The following is an 18,367-nucleotide window of genomic DNA, read 5'->3' on the forward strand; positions in this document are numbered from 1 at the left end:
ACTCATCCCACCAAATCGGCTGGGAGAATCTGCGCCGGAATGTTTTGATAGCACACAGGCCGCAAGAATCGACGAATGGATAAGGTACCAACGGACGTGGCACCGAAGTTAGTAGACGCTGGATAAGGCCCACCGTGAACCATGGTGTCGCACACTTCGACGCCCGTTGGGAAAGCATTGGCCAGCACACGTCCGGCTTTACGCTCAAGAATCGGCAATAAACCACGAGCACTGTCATAATCCGCTTCTGATAAATGCAGGGTACAGGTCAACTGACCTTCCAGCTGTCGAGCAAGGGCCATCATTTGCTCGATAGATTCCGCCACCACCACTAAACCCAAAGGCCCGAATACTTCATGATGGAGAGAAGGCTTATCCAGCCACTCTCGAGCCGCTACCCGATACAAATTAGGCAATGCCTGACGTCCCTGAGCATCCTTCGTACGCAACACCGATTGGGCCCCAGACTGATCAAACACCGCCACCCCTTCCCGGTAAGCATCCGCTATACCATGGGTCAGCATGGCTTGTTCTTGAACTTGAGTTAATGCAGCGGAAGCCTTTTCAATAAAGGTCTCACACCCTTCGCCTTCTAACACAATGGCGATCCCAGGGTTGGTACAAAACTGCCCAGCGCCCATGGTGAGCGACTGAGCCCAGCCTGATGCCAACGCTTCAGTGTCTTGATCCAGCTTATTTGGCAAGACAAACATAGGGTTTACGGAGCCTAGCTCCCCGAAAAATGGAATGGGCTCTGGGCGAGCAGCACACAAATCAAATAAGGCGCGACCGCCCCCAAGACTGCCAGTGAAACCCACAGCTTTGATCAGTGGATGTTGCACCAAGGCGCTGCCTACTTTTCGGTCTCCCCCTTGAATCAAGGAAAAGACCCCGGCTGGCACACCACAAATTTTTATTGCTTTATCAATGGCTTGAGCCACTAACTCCCCAGTCCCCGGATGCGCTGAGTGGCCTTTTACCACCACAGGACAACCCGCCGCGAGGGCCGCAGCGGTATCGCCCCCCGCCGTTGAAAAAGCCAATGGAAAGTTCGATGCACCAAACACCGCCACTGGGCCAATAGGACGCTGCATCATACGCAAATCTGGACGCGGTAAAGGCGTACGATCAGGGAGCGCCTCATCGTAGCGACGATCCAAATAATCGCCCGCCAAAATGTGTTGGGCGAATAAACGCAGCTGCCCAGTCGTGCGCCCACGCTCACCAATCAAGCGTGCCTCTGGCAAACCTGTCTCAGCACATCCCACTGCCGTAATCTCATCACCAAGGGCGTCTATCTCGTCCGCGATCTGATTTAAAAAACCAGCACGAGTTGCTCGGCTGCTGTAGCCAAACACATCAAAAGCGGCTTCAGCAGCTTCCACCGCGGCGTTTACGTCTTCCACCCGCCCCACTGAAAATTCGGCATCTGTGTTATTGACCGTGGCAGAGTGGAAGGTATTTGAAGCGGCAACCCACTGCCCAGCGATTAAGTGTTTACCTGATAACATAAGCTCTCCGGTTAATGGCTGTCTTTCGGCACAGGCGCACCACGGCACCCTTTAAGGAAATCAAAATCGGCACCGGTATCGGCACCCTGAATATGGTCAAAGAACAACTTGATGTAGCCCGATTTAGGCGCCTCGATACTGGACTTCCAAGCGGCTAGACGGGCTTCTAATTCACTGTCAGGAATGTCCAACTGCAATCGACGAGCATCCACATCCAACTCAATCATGTCGCCATTTTGAACGATCGCCAGTGGGCCACCCGCCGCAGCTTCTGGGGTCGTGTGCAGCACGACAGTGCCATAGGCAGTACCCGACATACGCGCATCTGAAATACGCACCATGTCCTTGATCCCCTTGCGTAGCACCTTAGGCGGCAAGCCCATGTTGCCCACCTCAGCCATGCCCGGATAACCTTTCGGTCCACAGTTTTTCAGCACCATGACGCAGGTTTCATCAATGTCTAAGCTTTCGTCATTGATCTTAGCTTTGTAATCGTCGATGTCTTCAAACACCACGGCGCGACCACGGTGTTTCAACAAGTGCTCCGAAGCGGCAGACGGCTTCAGCACCGCGCCTTGAGGTGCCAAGTTACCTTTCAGAACGGCAATCCCCCCTTTTTGGGTAAGCGCTTTTTCCACCGGCAGAATCACGTCTGGATTGGAGTTGCGAACGTCTTTGACTTCTTCCCAAACACTGCCCCCAGACACGGTAAGCGCGTCTTTATGAAGCTGTCCGGCTTCTGCCAAATGTTTGATGACCACCGGTAGACCGCCGGCATAGAAGAACTCTTCCATCAGATATTTTCCCGATGGCATCAGGTTCACTATGGTGGCTATTTCATGCCCCAGCTTATCCCAGTCATCAAGGCTAAGATCGATGCCCACACGGCCAGCAATGGCTAATAGGTGGATGACGGCATTAGTCGAGCCACCAATGGCACCATTTACTCGAATGGCATTTTCAAAGGCTTGACGGGTCAATATATCGGAAGGCTTCAGATCATCTTTCACCATGTCCACAATGCGACGTCCGGTAAGATGTGCCATCACTCGACGGCGACTGTCCACTGCAGGAATGGCCGCGTTGCCAGACAGGGCCATCCCTAAGGCTTCAGCCATGGAGGCCATGGAAGAGGCGGTTCCCATAGTGTTACAGGAGCCCGGAGAACGGGACATGGATTGCTCTGCTTCTAGGAAATCCTCAGAGGTCATCTTGCCCGCTTTGATGTCTTCCGACATTTGCCACAGGGCCGTGCCTGAGCCCACACGCTCACCACGGAAGTAGCCATTCAACATAGGGCCACCGGACACCACGATAGAGGGAATGTCCACACTGGCAGCACCCATTAACAGGGCAGGAGTGGTCTTGTCACACCCTGCTAACAACACCACACCATCCAGTGGGTTGGCTCGCAGGGCTTCCTCCACGTCCATGGCCGCCATATTGCGGTACATCATGGCCGTAGGGCGTAGGGAGCTTTCTCCCACAGAGAACACAGGGAACTCAAGGGGCAAACCGCCCGCTTCGTAAATACCGTGCTTCACACGCTCCGCAAGATCCCGCAAATGGGCGTTACAAGGGGTAAGCTGGGACCAGGTATTACAAATACCAATCACTGGACGTCCGTCGAATAAGTCGGCTGGCAGACCTTGGTTTTTCATCCAACTGCGGTGATAAATATGGTCTCGGGACGTGCCGCCGAACCATTCCGTAGAGCGCAATTTGCGCGGCCAAGGCTTTGGTGTGAATTGGCTCATACCCAACCTCCATCAACAATAAAGTTTTGAGCGGAACACATTTGCGACGCATCAGACCCAAGGAAGAGCGCCATATTGGCAATGTGTTCAGGAAGTACAGAGCCCGCAAGGCATTGGCTCTGCTTGATTTTTTCTTTGGCAGCGTCATCCACCCAAAGCTGCAACTGCTTTTCAGTCATAACCCAACCGGGGACTAGGGTGTTTACGCGAATGCGATCCCCCCCTAAATCTCGGGCAAGGCCGCGAGTGAGACCGTGCATGGCTGCTTTGCTGGCTGCATAAGTAGGGTAACCAGCGGACGCCATCATCCAGCCCACCGAGCCGAAGTTAATGATGGAGCCACCACCAAGCTCTTTCATCATGGGCGTCACGACTTGTGCCGCAAACAGGGCATGCTTCAGGTTTACCCCCACCAGATCGTCAAAACGCTCCGAGCTAAGGGAGTCCAACGAATGACGCACATCGTTGGCGGCGTTATTAAGCAACACCGAAATCAGCCCAAGATCATTGGCCGCATCACGAATAGCCGCTTGGTAAGCGCTAGTGTCCGTCACATCACATTGGCGAAACCAAACCTGATGTCCCTGCTCCATCAGCTGACGGGTAAGGGTTTCACCCGCCTCTTTATCCAGATCCACAAAAGCGGTTTTAGCCCCTTGTTGCGCAAAGGCGGTCACCAAGGCTGCACCAATGCCCGTGGCACCACCGGAAATAAACACGGTACGTTGGGCCAAATCAGGGTAATTCGCTACCGAACTCATAGGACGTTCACCTTTGTATCTGGCGCCTCCTCGATGGCTAAAGCATTGCGCAATGGCAAACCAAAAGTCGGTGAAGAGATTTCAAACACGTCACCCGGCTGCGCAGCAACGCTATCCGCAAACGATAACGTGGCCGTGCCAAACATGTGCACATGCAGATCTCCCGGCTGACGGAATAAATCGTATTTAAAATGGTGATGTTCTAAGTTGCGAAAACTATGGGACATATTGTCTTCACCTGACAAAAAGTCCTTACCCCACAGGGTGTTACCGTTTCGTTCAATTTTTGAATGACCTTCAATGTGTGCGGGCAACTCCCCTACTAATAACTCAGGACCAAAAGACGCTGGGCGCAGTTTGGAGTGAGCCAAGTAGAGGTAGTTTTGCTTCTCTGTCACATGGTCAGAAAACTCATTCGCTAAGGTGTAGCCAATGCGGTGTACCGTTCCATCGTCACCAATCAAATAGAAGCCTGCGATCTCTGGTTCTTCACCCCCATCTAGGGCAAAGGAAGGGGATGGCAAAGCACTGCCAGGGGCAACCATGCCGGCACCATTCCCCTTGTAAAACCACTCTGGCTGCACGCCCTCTTCCCCTGCTGCGGGCTTGCCTTTCTCCACTCCCATCTGGAAGATTTTCATGGAGTCGGTCATGTCATCGCTGTTGCCATGCATCGCATTTCGCGTGGCAGCAGACCCCAAGTGCGTTAAGCCAGTACCAGTTAAATACGTGTGAGCTGGATCGGGGTGGCGCACAGGGCAGTCGAGTTCGCCATTGGCGTAAAGGGCGGCCAAGTCCACCGTATCACCGAAGCCCTTTTGCTCCACCAGAGTGGCTAGAGACAGGCCAGCGCTCACGGCTTCTTGTGCTAGGGCATAGACAGATTCTGCATCCTGTACCCATTTCGCAGTCTGGCCCATGCGGCACATCACGCCGCCGTTTTTATGTTGAGACAAATACATCATGAGGACTCCTGCCTAGCGCGCTTTCTGTTTGTTGTAGACATCGAAGATAACGGCCGCTAACAAGACCGCACCTTTGATCACTTGCTGCCAATCGATACCGATACCTAGGATCGACATGCCGTTGTTCATTACACCCATAATCAAGGCACCCACCACGGCACCGATGACCTTACCGACACCTCCTGTCATGGATGCACCACCGATGAAGACCGCTGCGATCACATCCAGCTCGAAGGCAAAACCAGCCTTAGGGGTAGCGGTATTCAAACGGGCAGCGAAGATCAAACCCGCTAAGGCCGCTAACATGCCCATATTGGCGAAGGTCAAGAAGGTCAGGCGCTCTGTGTTGATGCCGGACAGCTTGGCCGCTTTCACATTGCCCCCCAGAGCATAGATACGACGCCCAATGGTGGTGGAGTTGGTGAGGAAGGTGTACACAGCCACCAACACCGCCATGGTGATTAGCACGTTTGGCAAACCACGGTAGGTAGCAAGTAAGTAAGAGATGTAAATCAGTGCCACAGCCACTAAAGCATTCTTCACAATGAAAAAGCTAAATGGCTCATCTTGAATACCGTAACGGGCTGCTTGGGCACGCTGACGAGCGGCTAAAAATACAATGGAAGTCGCTGCCAACACGCCTAGTACAATCGCCGTGACGTTTGGACGACCAATGCCAAAGATGTCTGGCACAAAGCCCGTACTCATCAACTGAAAGGATTTAGGGAAAGGCCCTACGGACTGCCCCGCAAGCAATGCCAGAGTCAAGCCGCGGAAGATCAACATGCCCGCCAAGGTCACAATGAAGGACGGTATTTTCCAATAGGCGACCCAGTACCCTTGCGCTGCACCGATCAATAAACCGACAAATAGACACACCGGAACCACCACGACCGTAGGCAGCTCAAAGTTCACAGCCATGACGGCTGCTAAGGCGCCAATAAAGCCCACCACTGAGCCCACAGACAAGTCGATGTGACCAGCGACGATCACCAACAACATGCCAATGGCCATAATGATGATGTAGCTGTTTTGTAGGAATAAATTGGTTAAGTTCACGGGACGCATCAAGGTACCTTCAGTCAGCACCTGAAACATCACCATGATGGCCACAAGGGCCAGTAACATGCCGTACTCGCGCATGTGGTTCTTTAAAAAGCCCATGGCTGAGGGAGCCTGAGGCGGCTCGTTTTGAACGGGGGTTTCTGTTTTTGTTGTTGTATTCATGGTTCTCTCCGATTAGCCCTTGACGATCATCGACATGATTTTTTCTTGGCTGGCTTCGTCTTTATTCAGCACGCCCTCAAATCGACCTTCGTTCATCACGTAGATGCGATCACACATGCCAAGTAGCTCTGGCATCTCTGATGAAATCATCAGCACGCCTTTCCCATCTTTCGCTAGCTCATTGATAATGCTGTAAATTTCAAATTTGGCACCGACATCGATACCCCGTGTTGGCTCGTCTAAGATCAACACATCAGGCTGGGAATACAGCCATTTACTGAGCACCACTTTTTGCTGGTTACCACCAGACAAATTGCCCACGGTTTGCTGTACGCTTGGGGTTCGAATACGTAAGGCTTTGCGATAGCCTTCCGCCACATGTTGTTCTTCTGACTTGTTGATCACGCCACGCTCTGCCACACGATCCAAGGCCGCCATGGTGGTGTTCATCTTGATGCTTTCATCCAATACCAGCCCCAGCTCTTTGCGGTCTTCGGTCACGTAAGCCAAACCACTCTTGATGGCTTTAGGTACATTGGACACATCCACTGGTACGCCGCGCATCTTGACTTCCCCTTGGATGTTTTTGCCGTAGCTTTTACCAAAGATACTCATGGCCAGCTCGGTACGACCTGATCCCATCAAGCCTGCAATACCCACGACTTCCCCTGCGCACACGTCAAATTGAATGTCTTCGATGACTTGGCGTTCGGTTTGGATAGGGTGCCAGACGTTCCAATTGGCGACCGACATAAGCTGCTGCCCAATGGCCACATCCCGACTTGGGTAACGGTTCGCCATGTCTCGTCCCACCATGTCACGGATGATGTCCGCTTCACTGATTTTCTGGGCATGGCAGTCCAAATTCGACACGGAAGCACCGTCTCGAATCACGGTAATGGCATCTGCAACACGGCTGATCTCGTTCAATTTATGGGTGATCAAGATGGAAGAAATGCCTTGAGCTTTGAACTCCAACAACAAGTCCAACAACTTGGCACTGTCGTTCTCCTGCAGCGCTGCAGTGGGCTCGTCTAGAATCAACAGCTTTACCTTTTTCGCCAAGGCTTTGGCGATCTCTATCAACTGTTGCTTACCCACCCCAAGACTGCCCACCTTAGTAGACGGGGATTCTTTTAGGCCAACCTTGGCTAATAACTCTTGGGTACGTGCGAAGGTGTGTGGCCAGTTAATCTTGCCCCCTTCCACGTTTTCGTTGCCGAGAAAGAGGTTCTCTGCAATCGACAAAAGCGGCACCAGCGCCAGCTCTTGGTGAATAATAATGATGCCTTTTTCTTCGCTGTCGCGAATGCCACCGAAGGCCACGGTTTCCCCTTCAAATAGAATATCGCCGTCGTAGCTCCCATGGGGGTATACGCCACTCAGCACCTTCATCAGGGTCGATTTACCGGCACCGTTTTCCCCTACTAGGGCATGAATCTCACCGCTCTTTACTTGCAGATTCACATTATCCAGAGCCTTCACCCCGGGAAATTCTTTGGTGATACCGCGCATCTCTAAGATTACGTTTTGCATGACAATCCCCTGAGCAGGCGGCACAGAGCCACCTGCTGCTGTTACAACAAACTAGTGTTTACTAGGGTTTAACTTATTTCACTTGGTTGGATTGGTAGTAGCCACTGCCCAGTAGCACCTCTTCCCAGTTGCTTGCGTCAACTGCTACAGGTTCTAGTAGGAAGCTCGGTACCACCTTGTAACCATTGTCATAGGTTTCGGTGTCATTGATTTGCGGCGTCACATCGTTCAACACGGCTTGCACCATGCCAACGGTCACGTCTGCCAACACTCGGGTATCTTTAAAGATGGTGGAGTATTGCTCACCGGCAACGATAGATTTAATGGAAGGAAGTTCTGCGTCTTGGCCAGTTACAATGGGCATTTTCATACCGCCAGAGCCGTAACCCACCCCTTTCAAAGACGACAAGATACCGATGGATAGACCATCATAAGGAGACAAGACCCCATGGAGGGTTTTTTGGGTGTAGTAAGTCGACATTAGGTTGTCCATGCGCGCTTGGGCAACGGAACCGTCCCAACGCAAGGTTCCCACAGTGTCCATGCCTTGCTGGCCAGACACCACATCAATCTTACCGGAGTCGATCATCGGTTGTAGCACCGACATGGCACCATTGTAGAAGAAGTAAGCGTTGTTATCGTCAGGAGAACCGCCAAACAACTCAACATTGTATGGGCCATCACCAAAACGCTCTTCTAGGCCAGACACTAGGGACTTAGCCTGCTGTACGCCCACTTGGAAGTTATCAAAGGTTGCATAGTAGCTTACGTAGGGGCTGTTTTTGATCAAGCGATCGTAGGCGATCACTTCTATGCCCGCTGCGTTGGCGTTTTCAAGGGCATTCGATAGGGTAGTACCATCGATGGCGGCAATCACCAGCACGTCCACCCCTTTTACGATCATGTTTTCAATCTGTGCTAGCTGGTTCGGGATTTCGTCTTCCGCATATTGCAGATCGACCTTGTAACCCTCATCTTCAAACAGCTTGACCATAGACTCACCGTCACTGATCCAGCGCGCTGAAGACTTGGTCGGCATCGCTATGCCCACATACCCTTCACTCGCGTAGGCACCTGTCCCAAAGACCATGCCCGCACCCAGAATCGCCGTAGCAATACCGCCTTTTACAAAATTCATTAGCTCCTCCTATGGCAACCCACGTTGTTTAGAATGCGCCGGCTGCCGGGTTTTTTTATCTTTATTTTTAGCCAATCAGGTTATCTAACCTGCCAAGTAGAGTAGGAATATCCCCCATACCATTCAAATAGAAAAAACGACGCCAGCCATATCATTTTTGGTATAAAGCTAGCGAAATTAGATTAACGTTTAGACAATTCTGCCCGAATCAGGCGTTCTAGCTGGTGCGCAAGGGGGGACAAGTTACGCCCCTTCAATTTGAGCAAAAAGTAAGGGCTCAACTCGATTTTTCGCTCCAAACGCAACACGGTGAGCTTAGCCCCCACGGACTCGCTCATGAGCAAATCCGCCACCTCACTGGCGAGGGGAGCAATACTGTTGGACGACACCAAAATGGCGATCAAAGCCAGTAGAGACGTACTGTTAGTGATGGCAGAGGGCAAGCTGGCACGCTCAGCCACAAACGCCCCTTCCACGGCTTCGCGGATCGGTGCCCGATGGGATTGCATGACCCATTCGTATTTAGATAAATCCCGCATGGATACTTGATCGGCCTCGGCCAAAGGATGACCTTGTCGCACCAAGAGCGCCACGCTTTCGGTACGGGCTGGCAGGATTTCGAATTCAGAAGAGTTGTAATGACTGGGCAAACGCGCCACGACAAAGTCGTTGTTTCCCGTGATGAGGTCTTTTACCAGTGCTTCACTGGTATCGACGTTGATATCGATTTCGGCTTTAGGTGCCACCGCTCGCAACTGCTGGATCGCAGGGATCACAAAACCCACCGCAGCCCCCGTGACCGCACCGATAGCAGTGGATCCCCCGTTGCCCTGCTTCAATTCCTCCACTTCTCGGGATAGGTCACGCAGCTCCACCACCAAGTTATGGGCCCGACGGCAAATAGCCTGCCCCACCAAAGTAGGCACCATGCCTTTGGCATGTCGGGTAAACAGCTTAGCACCTAAGGTGGACTCTATTTCGCTGAGCATGCGCGAGGCAGCAGGCTGAGTGATTGCCAGTTCATCGGCAGCGATACTAAGTTGGCCGAACTCGGCGATGATGGCAATCAACCGCAATTGGTTTAATTTCAGGTGTTTTGACAACCCGATATCCATGGTTCCCCCTATGACACAGGCATTCATTCCTGCATCGCACGTTTACTTATTTTTATTAACAGTGTTTTCTATATAGGCGATCTGTGGGGGCAAAGAACACTGGCAATGGCCACGCTTACCCCCTCTCCCAACAATAACAAGACAGGACAACACGGATGATTAAGGTGTCACCATTTGGTCAATGTAATGGGCATGTCATAGATAAAATAACCTTATCTAACCAACATATCACGACCAGTTTTATAAATCTTGGGGCAAGAATGACAGAACTGAACGTCGCGGATCGTGACGGGATTGTTAAGAATATTGTGCTCAACTACCCAGATATAATCGGATATCAAAAAGACACCTCCTACCTAGGTGCGGTGTGTGGCCGCTTTGCTAACCGCATCGCAAAAGGACAAATGATTCTCGACGGGAACACTTTTCAGCTCGATAAAAACGAGGGTGAGCACCACCTCCACGGGGGAACCAACGGGTTTCACCAGCGGATTTGGGACTATGAAATCGATCCGTCAGACACCAGCGTTTGCTTCACACTCAGCTCTCCTCACCTTGATATGGGTTACCCGGGGAACTGCCATGTAAAAGTGACATTTCAGCTCATAGAAAATCAGATAAAAGTGCTGTTTGAAGCCACCACTGACCGCCCAACCGTGCTTAACCTCACCCATCACAACTATTACAATTTATCCGGAGAGCTGCATTCAAGCATTCGCCAGCACACGTTGCAGGTGCAGGCCGAGCAAATCACTGTCACCGATAAAAACAACCTTCCAACCGGCGCATTATTATCGGTCGCAGACACGCCTTTCGACTTTCGTACACGTCGCCCTTTAGAGCATGAACAGGCTTTTTCAAACACTCAAAGGGGCTATGACCACAACTTTGTCCTTAATGGAGAACGCCACACCGAACGCCTCGCCTGTCAGCTGGCAGAGACCCGATCAGGACGCGTGCTGCAGGTGTACACCACTGAACCTGGGCTACAGGTGTATACCGGTGGCTACCTAAGTCATGACGGACGTTATCAGGATTATTCTGGCATCGCCCTTGAGCCACAAAACTTCCCCAACAGCCCTAACCTTTCTCACTTTCCATCCTCTTTGGTAACACCACAGACCCCCTATCGACATACCACCAGGCTGGTGTTTACAACGTCATCTTAGAAATATATGATATTTTGCATATACGAAATTCCATATATACGAACGATTCATGACCCTAGATCCGATAAATTTTTACAAATGCCTCGCTGACGACACGCGCCTGCGGGCACTTATGCTGATCTTTTTAGAGCAAGAGCTGTGCGTCTGCGAGCTAGTAGAAGCTCTGCAAGAAAGCCAGCCTAAAATCTCTCGCCATCTGGCGCAGTTACGCCAGTGCGGCTTGCTGACCGACCGCCGCCAAGGCCAGTGGGTGTATTACCGCATCAATGAGTCTCTCCCAGAATGGGCAGAGCTGGTGCTGCAAATCAGTACGGTAGAAAACCCGTCATACACCGAAGATGACCGCGCACGCTTGCACAGCATGGGTGACCGCCCTGCCCGTATGCAATCCTGCTGTGGTTAATAGGAGCCTCTAATGGGAATATTTGAACGTTATTTAAGCCTTTGGATTGCTCTGGCGATCTTAGCTGGTGTGGGGCTAGGACTGTTTGCGGAACAGCCTTTGATGGTCATTGCCAGCCTTGAGTACGCCCATGTGAATCTGGTGATTGCCGTGCTGATCTGGCTGATGATTTACCCCATGATGGTGCAAGTGGATTTCTCAGCCATCAAGGATGTGGGTAAAAAGCCCAAGGGCATCGTCCTCACTTTGGTGGTTAACTGGTTGATCAAACCTTTTACCATGGCACTGCTTGGCTGGTTGTTTTTTAAGGGAATTTTTGCCGATTGGGTCGATCCGCAAACCGCTACTGAATACATCGCTGGGATGATTTTATTAGGGGTTGCCCCCTGTACCGCTATGGTGTTCGTCTGGAGCCAGCTCACCAAGGGTGACCCGAATTACACCTTGGTACAGGTATCGATCAATGACGTCATTATGATTTTCGCCTTTGCTCCGATTGCGGGCTTCCTATTAGGCATGACTGACATCACAGTGCCATGGAGCACCCTTACACTATCGGTTGTCTTGTATGTGGTGATCCCCTTGATAACGGGTGCGATCACCCGCCGAGCCTTAGATCGTGCGGGGGATTTAAGCCGACTAGATGAGTTATTGGCTAAGCTTAAGCCTTGGTCAATTATTGGTTTATTGGGCACGGTAGCTTTGTTGTTTGGGTTTCAAGCAGACACCATCCTTGATAACCCTCAAGCCATGGTATTAATTGCCATCCCGCTGCTGATCCAAAGTTATCTGATCTTCGCCATCACCTATGCCATGGCGAAAAAGCTAGGCTTGGCCCACAAAATTGCGGCTCCAGCGTGCTTGATCGGCACCTCTAACTTCTTTGAGTTAGCCGTCGCCGTGGCTATTTCATTATTTGGTTTGCACTCTGGTGCGGCTCTAGCCACCGTGGTCGGTGTGCTAGTGGAAGTACCGGTTATGCTGAGTTTGGTGTGGTTTGCCAACCGAACTCGCCATTGGTTTCACTCATAACATCGTTAAAAAAGGCGAGAAATTATGACAATTAAAGTTGGTATTAATGGGTTCGGTCGTATGGGGCGCCTCTCTTTTCGCGCCGCCTTTGACTGGGACGAAATAGAATTTGTCCAAATCAATGACCCAGCAGGCGATGCGGGAACCCTAGCTCATCTCATCACATTCGACTCTGTTCACGGCCGTTGGCACCACGAAGCCACTGCCGAGGGCAATGAGATGATCATCAATGGCCAGCGTATTCCATGCACACAAAACAAAGCCATTGGCGAAACAGATTGGTCTGGCTGTGATGTGGTGATCGAAGCCAGTGGCAAGATAAAAACCAAAGCCCTGCTTCAAGCTTACCTAGATCAAGGGGTAAAGCGTGTGGTGGTGACTGCCCCAGTGAAAGAAGAAGGCGTGCTCAACGTCGTTATGGGGGTTAACCATGATCTGTACGATCCAGCTAATCACCCCATCGTGACCGCTGCATCCTGTACCACAAACTGCTTAGCACCTGTGGTAAAAGTGATACATGAAAAGCTGGGGATTCAACACGGGTCCATGACCACTATCCATGACATCACCAATACCCAAACTATCTTGGATGCCCCCCACAAAGATCTGCGTCGCGCCCGCGCATGCGGTGCTAGCTTGATCCCAACCACTACGGGCTCCGCCACTGCCATCACTCATATCTTCCCTGAGCTGAAAGGTAAGCTAAACGGTCATGCGGTACGTGTGCCATTAGCGAATGCGTCGTTAACCGATTGTGTCTTTGAAGTCAGCCGCCCGACCACAGAAGCAGAAGTCAACGGCTTCCTAAAAGACGCAGCAGAGAACGAACTAAAGGATATCTTGGGTTACGAAGAGCGTCCTCTGGTGTCCGTGGATTACAAAACCGACCCCCGTTCCAGCATCATCGACGCCCTGTCTACCATGGTCATCAATGGCACACAGGTGAAGCTGTACGCTTGGTACGACAACGAATGGGGCTACGCCAACCGCACCGCTGAGCTAATGCGTATGGTTGGTCGTTTAGATCACAGCTGACCCCACCCTAACCCTCCCCTTGTTTCCTTAAGGGGAGGGAGCCACTCTTGGAGCCACTACGAGTAATGGATACACTAGCCAACCTTTCTCCAGCGATCCGCCAATACATGGTGGTCACAGGAAATTATTGGGCCTTCACGTTAACCGATGGCGCCTTGCGTATGCTGGTGGTGCTGTATTTCCATGGACTGGGCTACAGCCCACTGGAAATCGCCATGCTGTTTTTGTTTTACGAAATCTTTGGCGTGGTAACCAATCTCGTAGGGGGCTGGCTCGGAGCGCGGTTAGGGTTAAACCGCACCATGAACATTGGCCTGTTTCTGCAAATCCTCGCCTTGAGCATGTTGCTGGTGCCCGCCAGTGCCTTAACCGTACCTTGGGTTATGGCTGCCCAAGCCCTATCAGGTATTGCCAAAGACCTGAATAAGATGAGTGCCAAAAGCTCTATCAAGCTGTTGGTTCCCGGAGATGCCCAAGGGCAACTGTACAAATGGGTTGCCCTGTTAACCGGCTCTAAAAATGCGCTAAAAGGCGTAGGCTTCTTCCTTGGTGGCGCACTGTTGAGCTTATTTGGCTTTAAAGGTGCCGTGCTTGGCATGGCCGTCGTTCTCACCCTGGTGTGGATTGCAAGTCTCCTATCTCTCAAAAAAGATCTTGGAAAAGCCAAAAACAAACCGAAATTTGGCGATATCTTCTCGAAAAGTGCTGCGGTGAACTACCTCTCTGCAGCACGCCTATTTTTGTTTGGCGCGCGGGATGTTTGGTTTGTCGTGGCTCTACCCGTATTTCTGGCCAGTACGTTTGGCTGGGATCACTGGTACGTGGGTGGCTTCCTCGCTGCTTGGGTCATTGCCTATGGTATCGTTCAAGGTTTTGCCCCGCGCTTTACCGGTAAAGCATCTGGCAAGGTGCCTGATGGCCGACAAGCCCTACGCTGGGCCTTGGTACTAGGCATTATCCCCGCGGCCATTGCGTTAGCACTCACCTTCAACTGGCAAATAGAATTCGCCGTACTGGCTGGTTTGCTGGCATTTGGAGCAGTCTTCGCAATTAACTCCTCACTCCATAGTTACTTAATCGTCAGCTATGCAGGTCAAGATGGCGTTTCTCTTGATGTGGGCTTTTACTACATGGCCAATGCCATGGGTCGCCTTATTGGCACCCTATTGTCCGGCTGGCTGTATCAGGAATATGGCTTAGCCGTGTGCTTATGGGTGTCCGCTGGCTTTATCGGCTTAACCGCATTGATTTCGGTGAGGTTGCCTAGAACCAAGGAATAGGTTAAAAATACGCCAGATGAACCGTTTCTAAGTTCATCAATGGCTAGGACGCCATCAACTGAGGACTCAAAAGTCATGAACAACTAATCCCAACTAGAATTTTTGTTCGCAGGGAAGCAGAGCAAGATTTGTATGATTCGCCTATGTCTATCAGGGGAGTCACTCTTAAAACAGGCTAATGATGGCATCTAGGTTTTGATGGCATCAGCGCCAAGCTGCTCTCACCCCTTTCTTAACCTTGTCGTCTCGCGATAGACGCTCATTCGCCGCTTTCAACAGATCATGGTTTTCAGACAACCAATGAGAACAATGGGAAGAGTGCGTACAGCATCCTATGGTCCCGAGCGCCACTAAATAAGGTTCATGACAATGGAATGTAAAACCGACTTAAAATACCTTAAAACCTCAAAGATTCCTCGGGCAATTGAAGCCCTTTTAGAGCTAATCATCCAGTTAGCGGGGATAAGTATTGTCTACTTATCGTTTAAATATCTCTTATGGTTAACTGACGCATCGGACAATAGCCAAGACATCTTAATCAGTATGCTGCTATTACCATCGCTCTATATCTTAAAAGATGTCTATAAGATCGCAGAACCGTTCACCGTCAAAATCGAGATGCACCACAACAGGGTCGCCTCCCATCGAGGGTTTGCCACTAGGACGGAAGATGTGTTGGAGTTTATCCACTCTGAGAATCAAGAAAAGACCACCACACCGTTTGGCCGGCTTTTTGGCTACGCCACTATTCGGCTCTACTCTCCGGGTGGTTATATTGAGCTACCCTATGTTTGTCATCCGAAAGACGTGGAAGATCACATTACCTTCGCCAAGGAACAAAACAAGAAGGCTTAAAAAAGGTATCGACAAAAAAAAGCCCCCATAAAAGGGGCTTTTTATCAAATAAAACAGACCGTTAGGCTTTTTTGACGAACTTTGATTTCAGCATCATGTCACCTGCGCCATCCACCTTACAATCGATGTCATGGTCGCCATCAACAAAGCGCTTGATCGTCGCTTTAGTGCCCACTTTAAGCACTTGCGAAGAGCCTTTTACTTTCAGATCTTTGGCCAATGTGACCTTGTCCCCTTCCGCCAGCAAATTTCCATTTGCATCTTTTAGGATCAGCGCATCCTCATCAACCACTTCTTCATTTGGGTTCCATTCATGGGCACACTCTGGGCAGATCAACATGGATTGATCTTCGTAAACATACTCAGAGCTACAGTTTGGACAGGCCGGAAGACTCATATTCTAAAAACCTTTTATAAAAACCAGATTAAATGTGCGGGTATTATAACACCTTGAGAAGCGTTTTTTGTTAGCGATTATCGGCAAATATGCTTACATTTGTTGTTAAAGGAACTAACGTAAAAGAGCCCCTCATGATCAAACTACATACCCTATTGCTCAGCGGCTTAGTCGCAGGGACTATTTCTGGCTGCGCGACGACCGGTAGCGACACTAATTTAACTTATAAAAAAAGCCTGCCAATTGGCTTTCAACCTTGGGGCGTTATGAGTGTTACCAGTGACGAAGGATATCCTACTCGCACTGGGAACAGCTCCATCCGGTTTGAAGTACGTGACGGGGACTGTGCCCGTAACGACGTTTGGAGCGACTGTGATAATGACCGTCAGCGTCACGAGTTCACAACCAAGGGAACCTCTGGAGATGTTTGGTTTAACTGGTCGCTCTATATCCCAGAGGATTTTCCAAGTCTCTATCCATCTACTGTTACCTTAGGTCAATTTCATCAACGAAGTGGACCAAATCCACCTTTTTTGTTTCAAGTTTCCAACAAATGGGAGAATCAAAAAGCTGGCTACCGAATTGATAGGCAACAAAGGGGTGGCACGTCAGAAAACAAGCCTGTTATGCAAGACGAGGAGATGCGTGGAAAGTGGTCTGACATTCTTGTCCATGCTAACTTTAGAGCGGACTATCAAGGTTTTTTTCGGATCTACATCAACGGAGAAACTGTACCTAGATACCAGTATTCAGGCAGCACCATCGATAGCGATGGGGGAGCAGCCTACTTTAAATTTGGCATCTATCAGTCATTTATTTCACGCTACTTAGAATACGCTGGGGAAGGCGCAAAAACACCTACCCAGGTGGTTTATTATGATGATGTTTTCACATCCCCCCAGTGTACAAAAGCCGCCATATACTTCGATTGTGAAGCAATTGAACAGTACGAAGCAACGCTGCCAGCTCCGTCACCACCAGCAACTTACAAACGCGATGAAACCATTCTTTACTGGCGCTATTCATGCTTGGAAAAGCAGCTTATTGCGAATGACACCACTGAGTTAATGCCCAGTTCAAATGATATTCGCACGCTCGGTCGTGAACTCAAGGACTTTGACTCATATGTCTCACACTTCAAGCTACGCCAAATACTTGGAGCAGAGGTGGTGAACGCCCACAAAGAAGACCTGCTACACCTAGTGAATTTCCAAGGCACAACGGAAGAGTACTGCGCGTCCTTGTGAGCGGTCCTGTCGGACTAAAGTAAAACCTACTCCGCCACTAGAACTCTCAAGGCGACGCCAGCGGCGGCGGTGCGGTTTTCCACTCCGAGTTTGGGGAAGACTTGTTCCAGGTGCTTGTTAACGGTGCGTGGGCTCATTTCGAGGATTTCGCCAATCTCTCGGTTGGTTTTGCCATTGGCGATCCAGTAGAGCACTTGGGATTCACGCTCTGTCAGGGTGAGTTTGGATTTGAGCAGGTCTGCTCCAGCCAGTTTGTCCCCGTCTTCGAGTTTCACCAGTGCTTCGGATTGCTCGGTAAAGCCCATGAATTTTAGGGCAATGGGGTATTCTAAGCCTTGCAGGGTCAGGCTGTGCCCAGCTTCAGGCCTGTGATTAAGCCAGGTGCGTACTTGCGATGCCAGTTCTGACTCACGCCACTCTGGCGTAATCCGCGCCTTTGCCATGAGTGCATAGGCTTGGGGTGTCGCCCAAGCAACATCCCCTTGTCCATTAAAGGTCATCAAGTATTGTCCCATGCTGTCTAAGGCAGACTGGGCATTGTTACTCAAGCGGGCATTAGACAAATGCACCCGCATGCGAGCGATGAGTTCATTAGGCTGAATGGGTTTGGTGAGATAGTCCACGCCCCCCGCTTCCAGTCCACGAACAATGTCATCGGTTTCGCTCAGGCCGGTCATAAAGATCACTGGAATACTGGACAAGCTCGGATCCGCCTTCAAGGCACGGCAAGTCTCAAAGCCATCCATATTAGGCATGATGGCATCCAGCAAGATGATGTCTGGACGAATACGCTTGGCAATGGTCAAAGCTTGGCGACCTTCCAAGGCCACCAAAACATCCATATTGGCGGACTCTAAGGCATCATGAATCATGCTAAGGGCATCAGGGGAGTCATCTACCACTAATACGATGTCGCTGTGAGTTGTCCCATTCATCATG

The 18,367-nt window shown here is 50.7% G+C and carries 17 protein-coding genes; 7 read left to right on the top strand and 10 right to left on the bottom strand.

Annotated features, from left to right (window positions below; genetic code table 11):
- Positions 1–2 precede the first annotated feature (2 nt).
- The 8 genes from ACZ5DR_RS04665 to ACZ5DR_RS04700 all read right to left on the bottom strand — a co-directional run bounded on the left by ACZ5DR_RS04665 (position 3) and on the right by ACZ5DR_RS04700 (position 10,010).
- Positions 3–1,511 carry an aldehyde dehydrogenase (NADP(+)) gene (locus ACZ5DR_RS04665; RefSeq protein WP_377366289.1) on the bottom strand — a complete coding sequence of 503 codons (1,509 nt, stop codon included), beginning with the start codon at positions 1,509–1,511 and terminating at the stop codon, positions 3–5.
- An 11-nt stretch (positions 1,512–1,522) separates the two neighbouring features.
- Positions 1,523–3,268: an L-arabinonate dehydratase gene (gene araD / locus ACZ5DR_RS04670; RefSeq protein WP_377366288.1), complete on the bottom strand. Its 1,746-nt coding sequence runs from the start codon at positions 3,266–3,268 to the stop codon at positions 1,523–1,525.
- Positions 3,265–4,029 (bottom strand): SDR family NAD(P)-dependent oxidoreductase, encoded by a 765-nt coding sequence (locus tag ACZ5DR_RS04675; RefSeq protein ID WP_377366287.1) that lies wholly within the window; start codon positions 4,027–4,029, stop codon positions 3,265–3,267. The genes araD and ACZ5DR_RS04675 overlap by 4 nt, the downstream gene beginning before the upstream one ends.
- Positions 4,026–4,994 (bottom strand): AraD1 family protein, encoded by a 969-nt coding sequence (gene araD1, locus ACZ5DR_RS04680; RefSeq protein ID WP_377366286.1) that lies wholly within the window; start codon positions 4,992–4,994, stop codon positions 4,026–4,028. Before araD1 ends, ACZ5DR_RS04675 begins: the two co-directional genes overlap by 4 nt.
- Before the next feature lie 12 nt (positions 4,995–5,006).
- Positions 5,007–6,221 (bottom strand): multiple monosaccharide ABC transporter permease, encoded by a 1,215-nt coding sequence (gene mmsB, locus ACZ5DR_RS04685; protein ID WP_377366285.1) that lies wholly within the window; start codon positions 6,219–6,221, stop codon positions 5,007–5,009.
- Positions 6,222–6,233: 12 nt separating this feature from the next.
- Complete coding sequence (gene mmsA, locus ACZ5DR_RS04690; protein WP_377366284.1) at positions 6,234–7,757, bottom strand: multiple monosaccharide ABC transporter ATP-binding protein; 1,524 nt, start codon at positions 7,755–7,757, stop codon at positions 6,234–6,236.
- A 73-nt stretch (positions 7,758–7,830) separates the two neighbouring features.
- Entirely contained in the window at positions 7,831–8,895 is a 1,065-nt protein-coding gene (gene chvE, locus ACZ5DR_RS04695; RefSeq protein WP_377366283.1) for a multiple monosaccharide ABC transporter substrate-binding protein, read from the bottom strand.
- A 182-nt stretch (positions 8,896–9,077) separates the two neighbouring features.
- Entirely contained in the window at positions 9,078–10,010 is a 933-nt protein-coding gene (locus ACZ5DR_RS04700) for a LysR family transcriptional regulator (protein ID WP_377366282.1), read from the bottom strand.
- Positions 10,011–10,165: 155 nt separating this feature from the next.
- On the opposite strand from ACZ5DR_RS04700, the gene ACZ5DR_RS04705 reads away from it, so the two are divergent.
- From ACZ5DR_RS04705 to ACZ5DR_RS04730, 6 genes are all read left to right on the top strand, one after another.
- Positions 10,166–11,179 (top strand): aldose epimerase family protein, encoded by a 1,014-nt coding sequence (locus ACZ5DR_RS04705; protein ID WP_377366281.1) that lies wholly within the window; start codon positions 10,166–10,168, stop codon positions 11,177–11,179.
- 49 nt (positions 11,180–11,228) lie between these two features.
- A complete protein-coding gene (locus ACZ5DR_RS04710) occupies positions 11,229–11,582 on the top strand; it encodes a metalloregulator ArsR/SmtB family transcription factor (RefSeq protein ID WP_377366280.1) in 354 nt (117 codons plus the stop codon).
- 12 nt (positions 11,583–11,594) lie between these two features.
- Entirely contained in the window at positions 11,595–12,614 is a 1,020-nt protein-coding gene (arsB, locus tag ACZ5DR_RS04715) for an ACR3 family arsenite efflux transporter (protein ID WP_377366279.1), read from the top strand.
- A gap of 24 nt (positions 12,615–12,638) precedes the next feature.
- On the top strand, positions 12,639–13,649 hold the full coding sequence (locus ACZ5DR_RS04720; RefSeq protein ID WP_377366278.1) for an ArsJ-associated glyceraldehyde-3-phosphate dehydrogenase: 1,011 nt from the start codon (positions 12,639–12,641) through the stop codon (positions 13,647–13,649).
- A 65-nt stretch (positions 13,650–13,714) separates the two neighbouring features.
- Complete coding sequence (gene arsJ, locus ACZ5DR_RS04725; protein WP_377366277.1) at positions 13,715–14,929, top strand: organoarsenical effux MFS transporter ArsJ; 1,215 nt, start codon at positions 13,715–13,717, stop codon at positions 14,927–14,929.
- A gap of 369 nt (positions 14,930–15,298) precedes the next feature.
- Positions 15,299–15,784 carry a PH domain-containing protein gene (locus ACZ5DR_RS04730; protein ID WP_377366276.1) on the top strand — a complete coding sequence of 162 codons (486 nt, stop codon included), beginning with the start codon at positions 15,299–15,301 and terminating at the stop codon, positions 15,782–15,784.
- Between the two features lie 61 nt (positions 15,785–15,845).
- Here the strand turns inward: ACZ5DR_RS04730 and ACZ5DR_RS04735 are convergent, their stop codons facing one another.
- Positions 15,846–16,181, bottom strand: coding sequence for a zinc ribbon domain-containing protein YjdM (locus ACZ5DR_RS04735; RefSeq protein ID WP_377366275.1), 336 nt, complete (start codon positions 16,179–16,181; stop codon positions 15,846–15,848).
- Between the two features lie 134 nt (positions 16,182–16,315).
- Here ACZ5DR_RS04735 and ACZ5DR_RS04740 point away from each other — a divergent pair, with 134 nt between their 5' ends.
- A complete protein-coding gene (locus ACZ5DR_RS04740; RefSeq protein ID WP_377366274.1) occupies positions 16,316–17,428 on the top strand; it encodes a heparin lyase I family protein in 1,113 nt (370 codons plus the stop codon).
- Positions 17,429–17,454: 26 nt separating this feature from the next.
- Here the strand turns inward: ACZ5DR_RS04740 and ACZ5DR_RS04745 are convergent, their stop codons facing one another.
- The gene (locus ACZ5DR_RS04745; RefSeq protein WP_377366273.1) at positions 17,455–18,366 is read right to left on the bottom strand and encodes a response regulator; all 912 of its coding nucleotides are present in this window, start codon (positions 18,364–18,366) and stop codon (positions 17,455–17,457) included.
- Between the last annotated feature and the right edge of the window lies 1 nt (position 18,367).

This window comes from Marinomonas vaga (assembly GCF_055388305.1).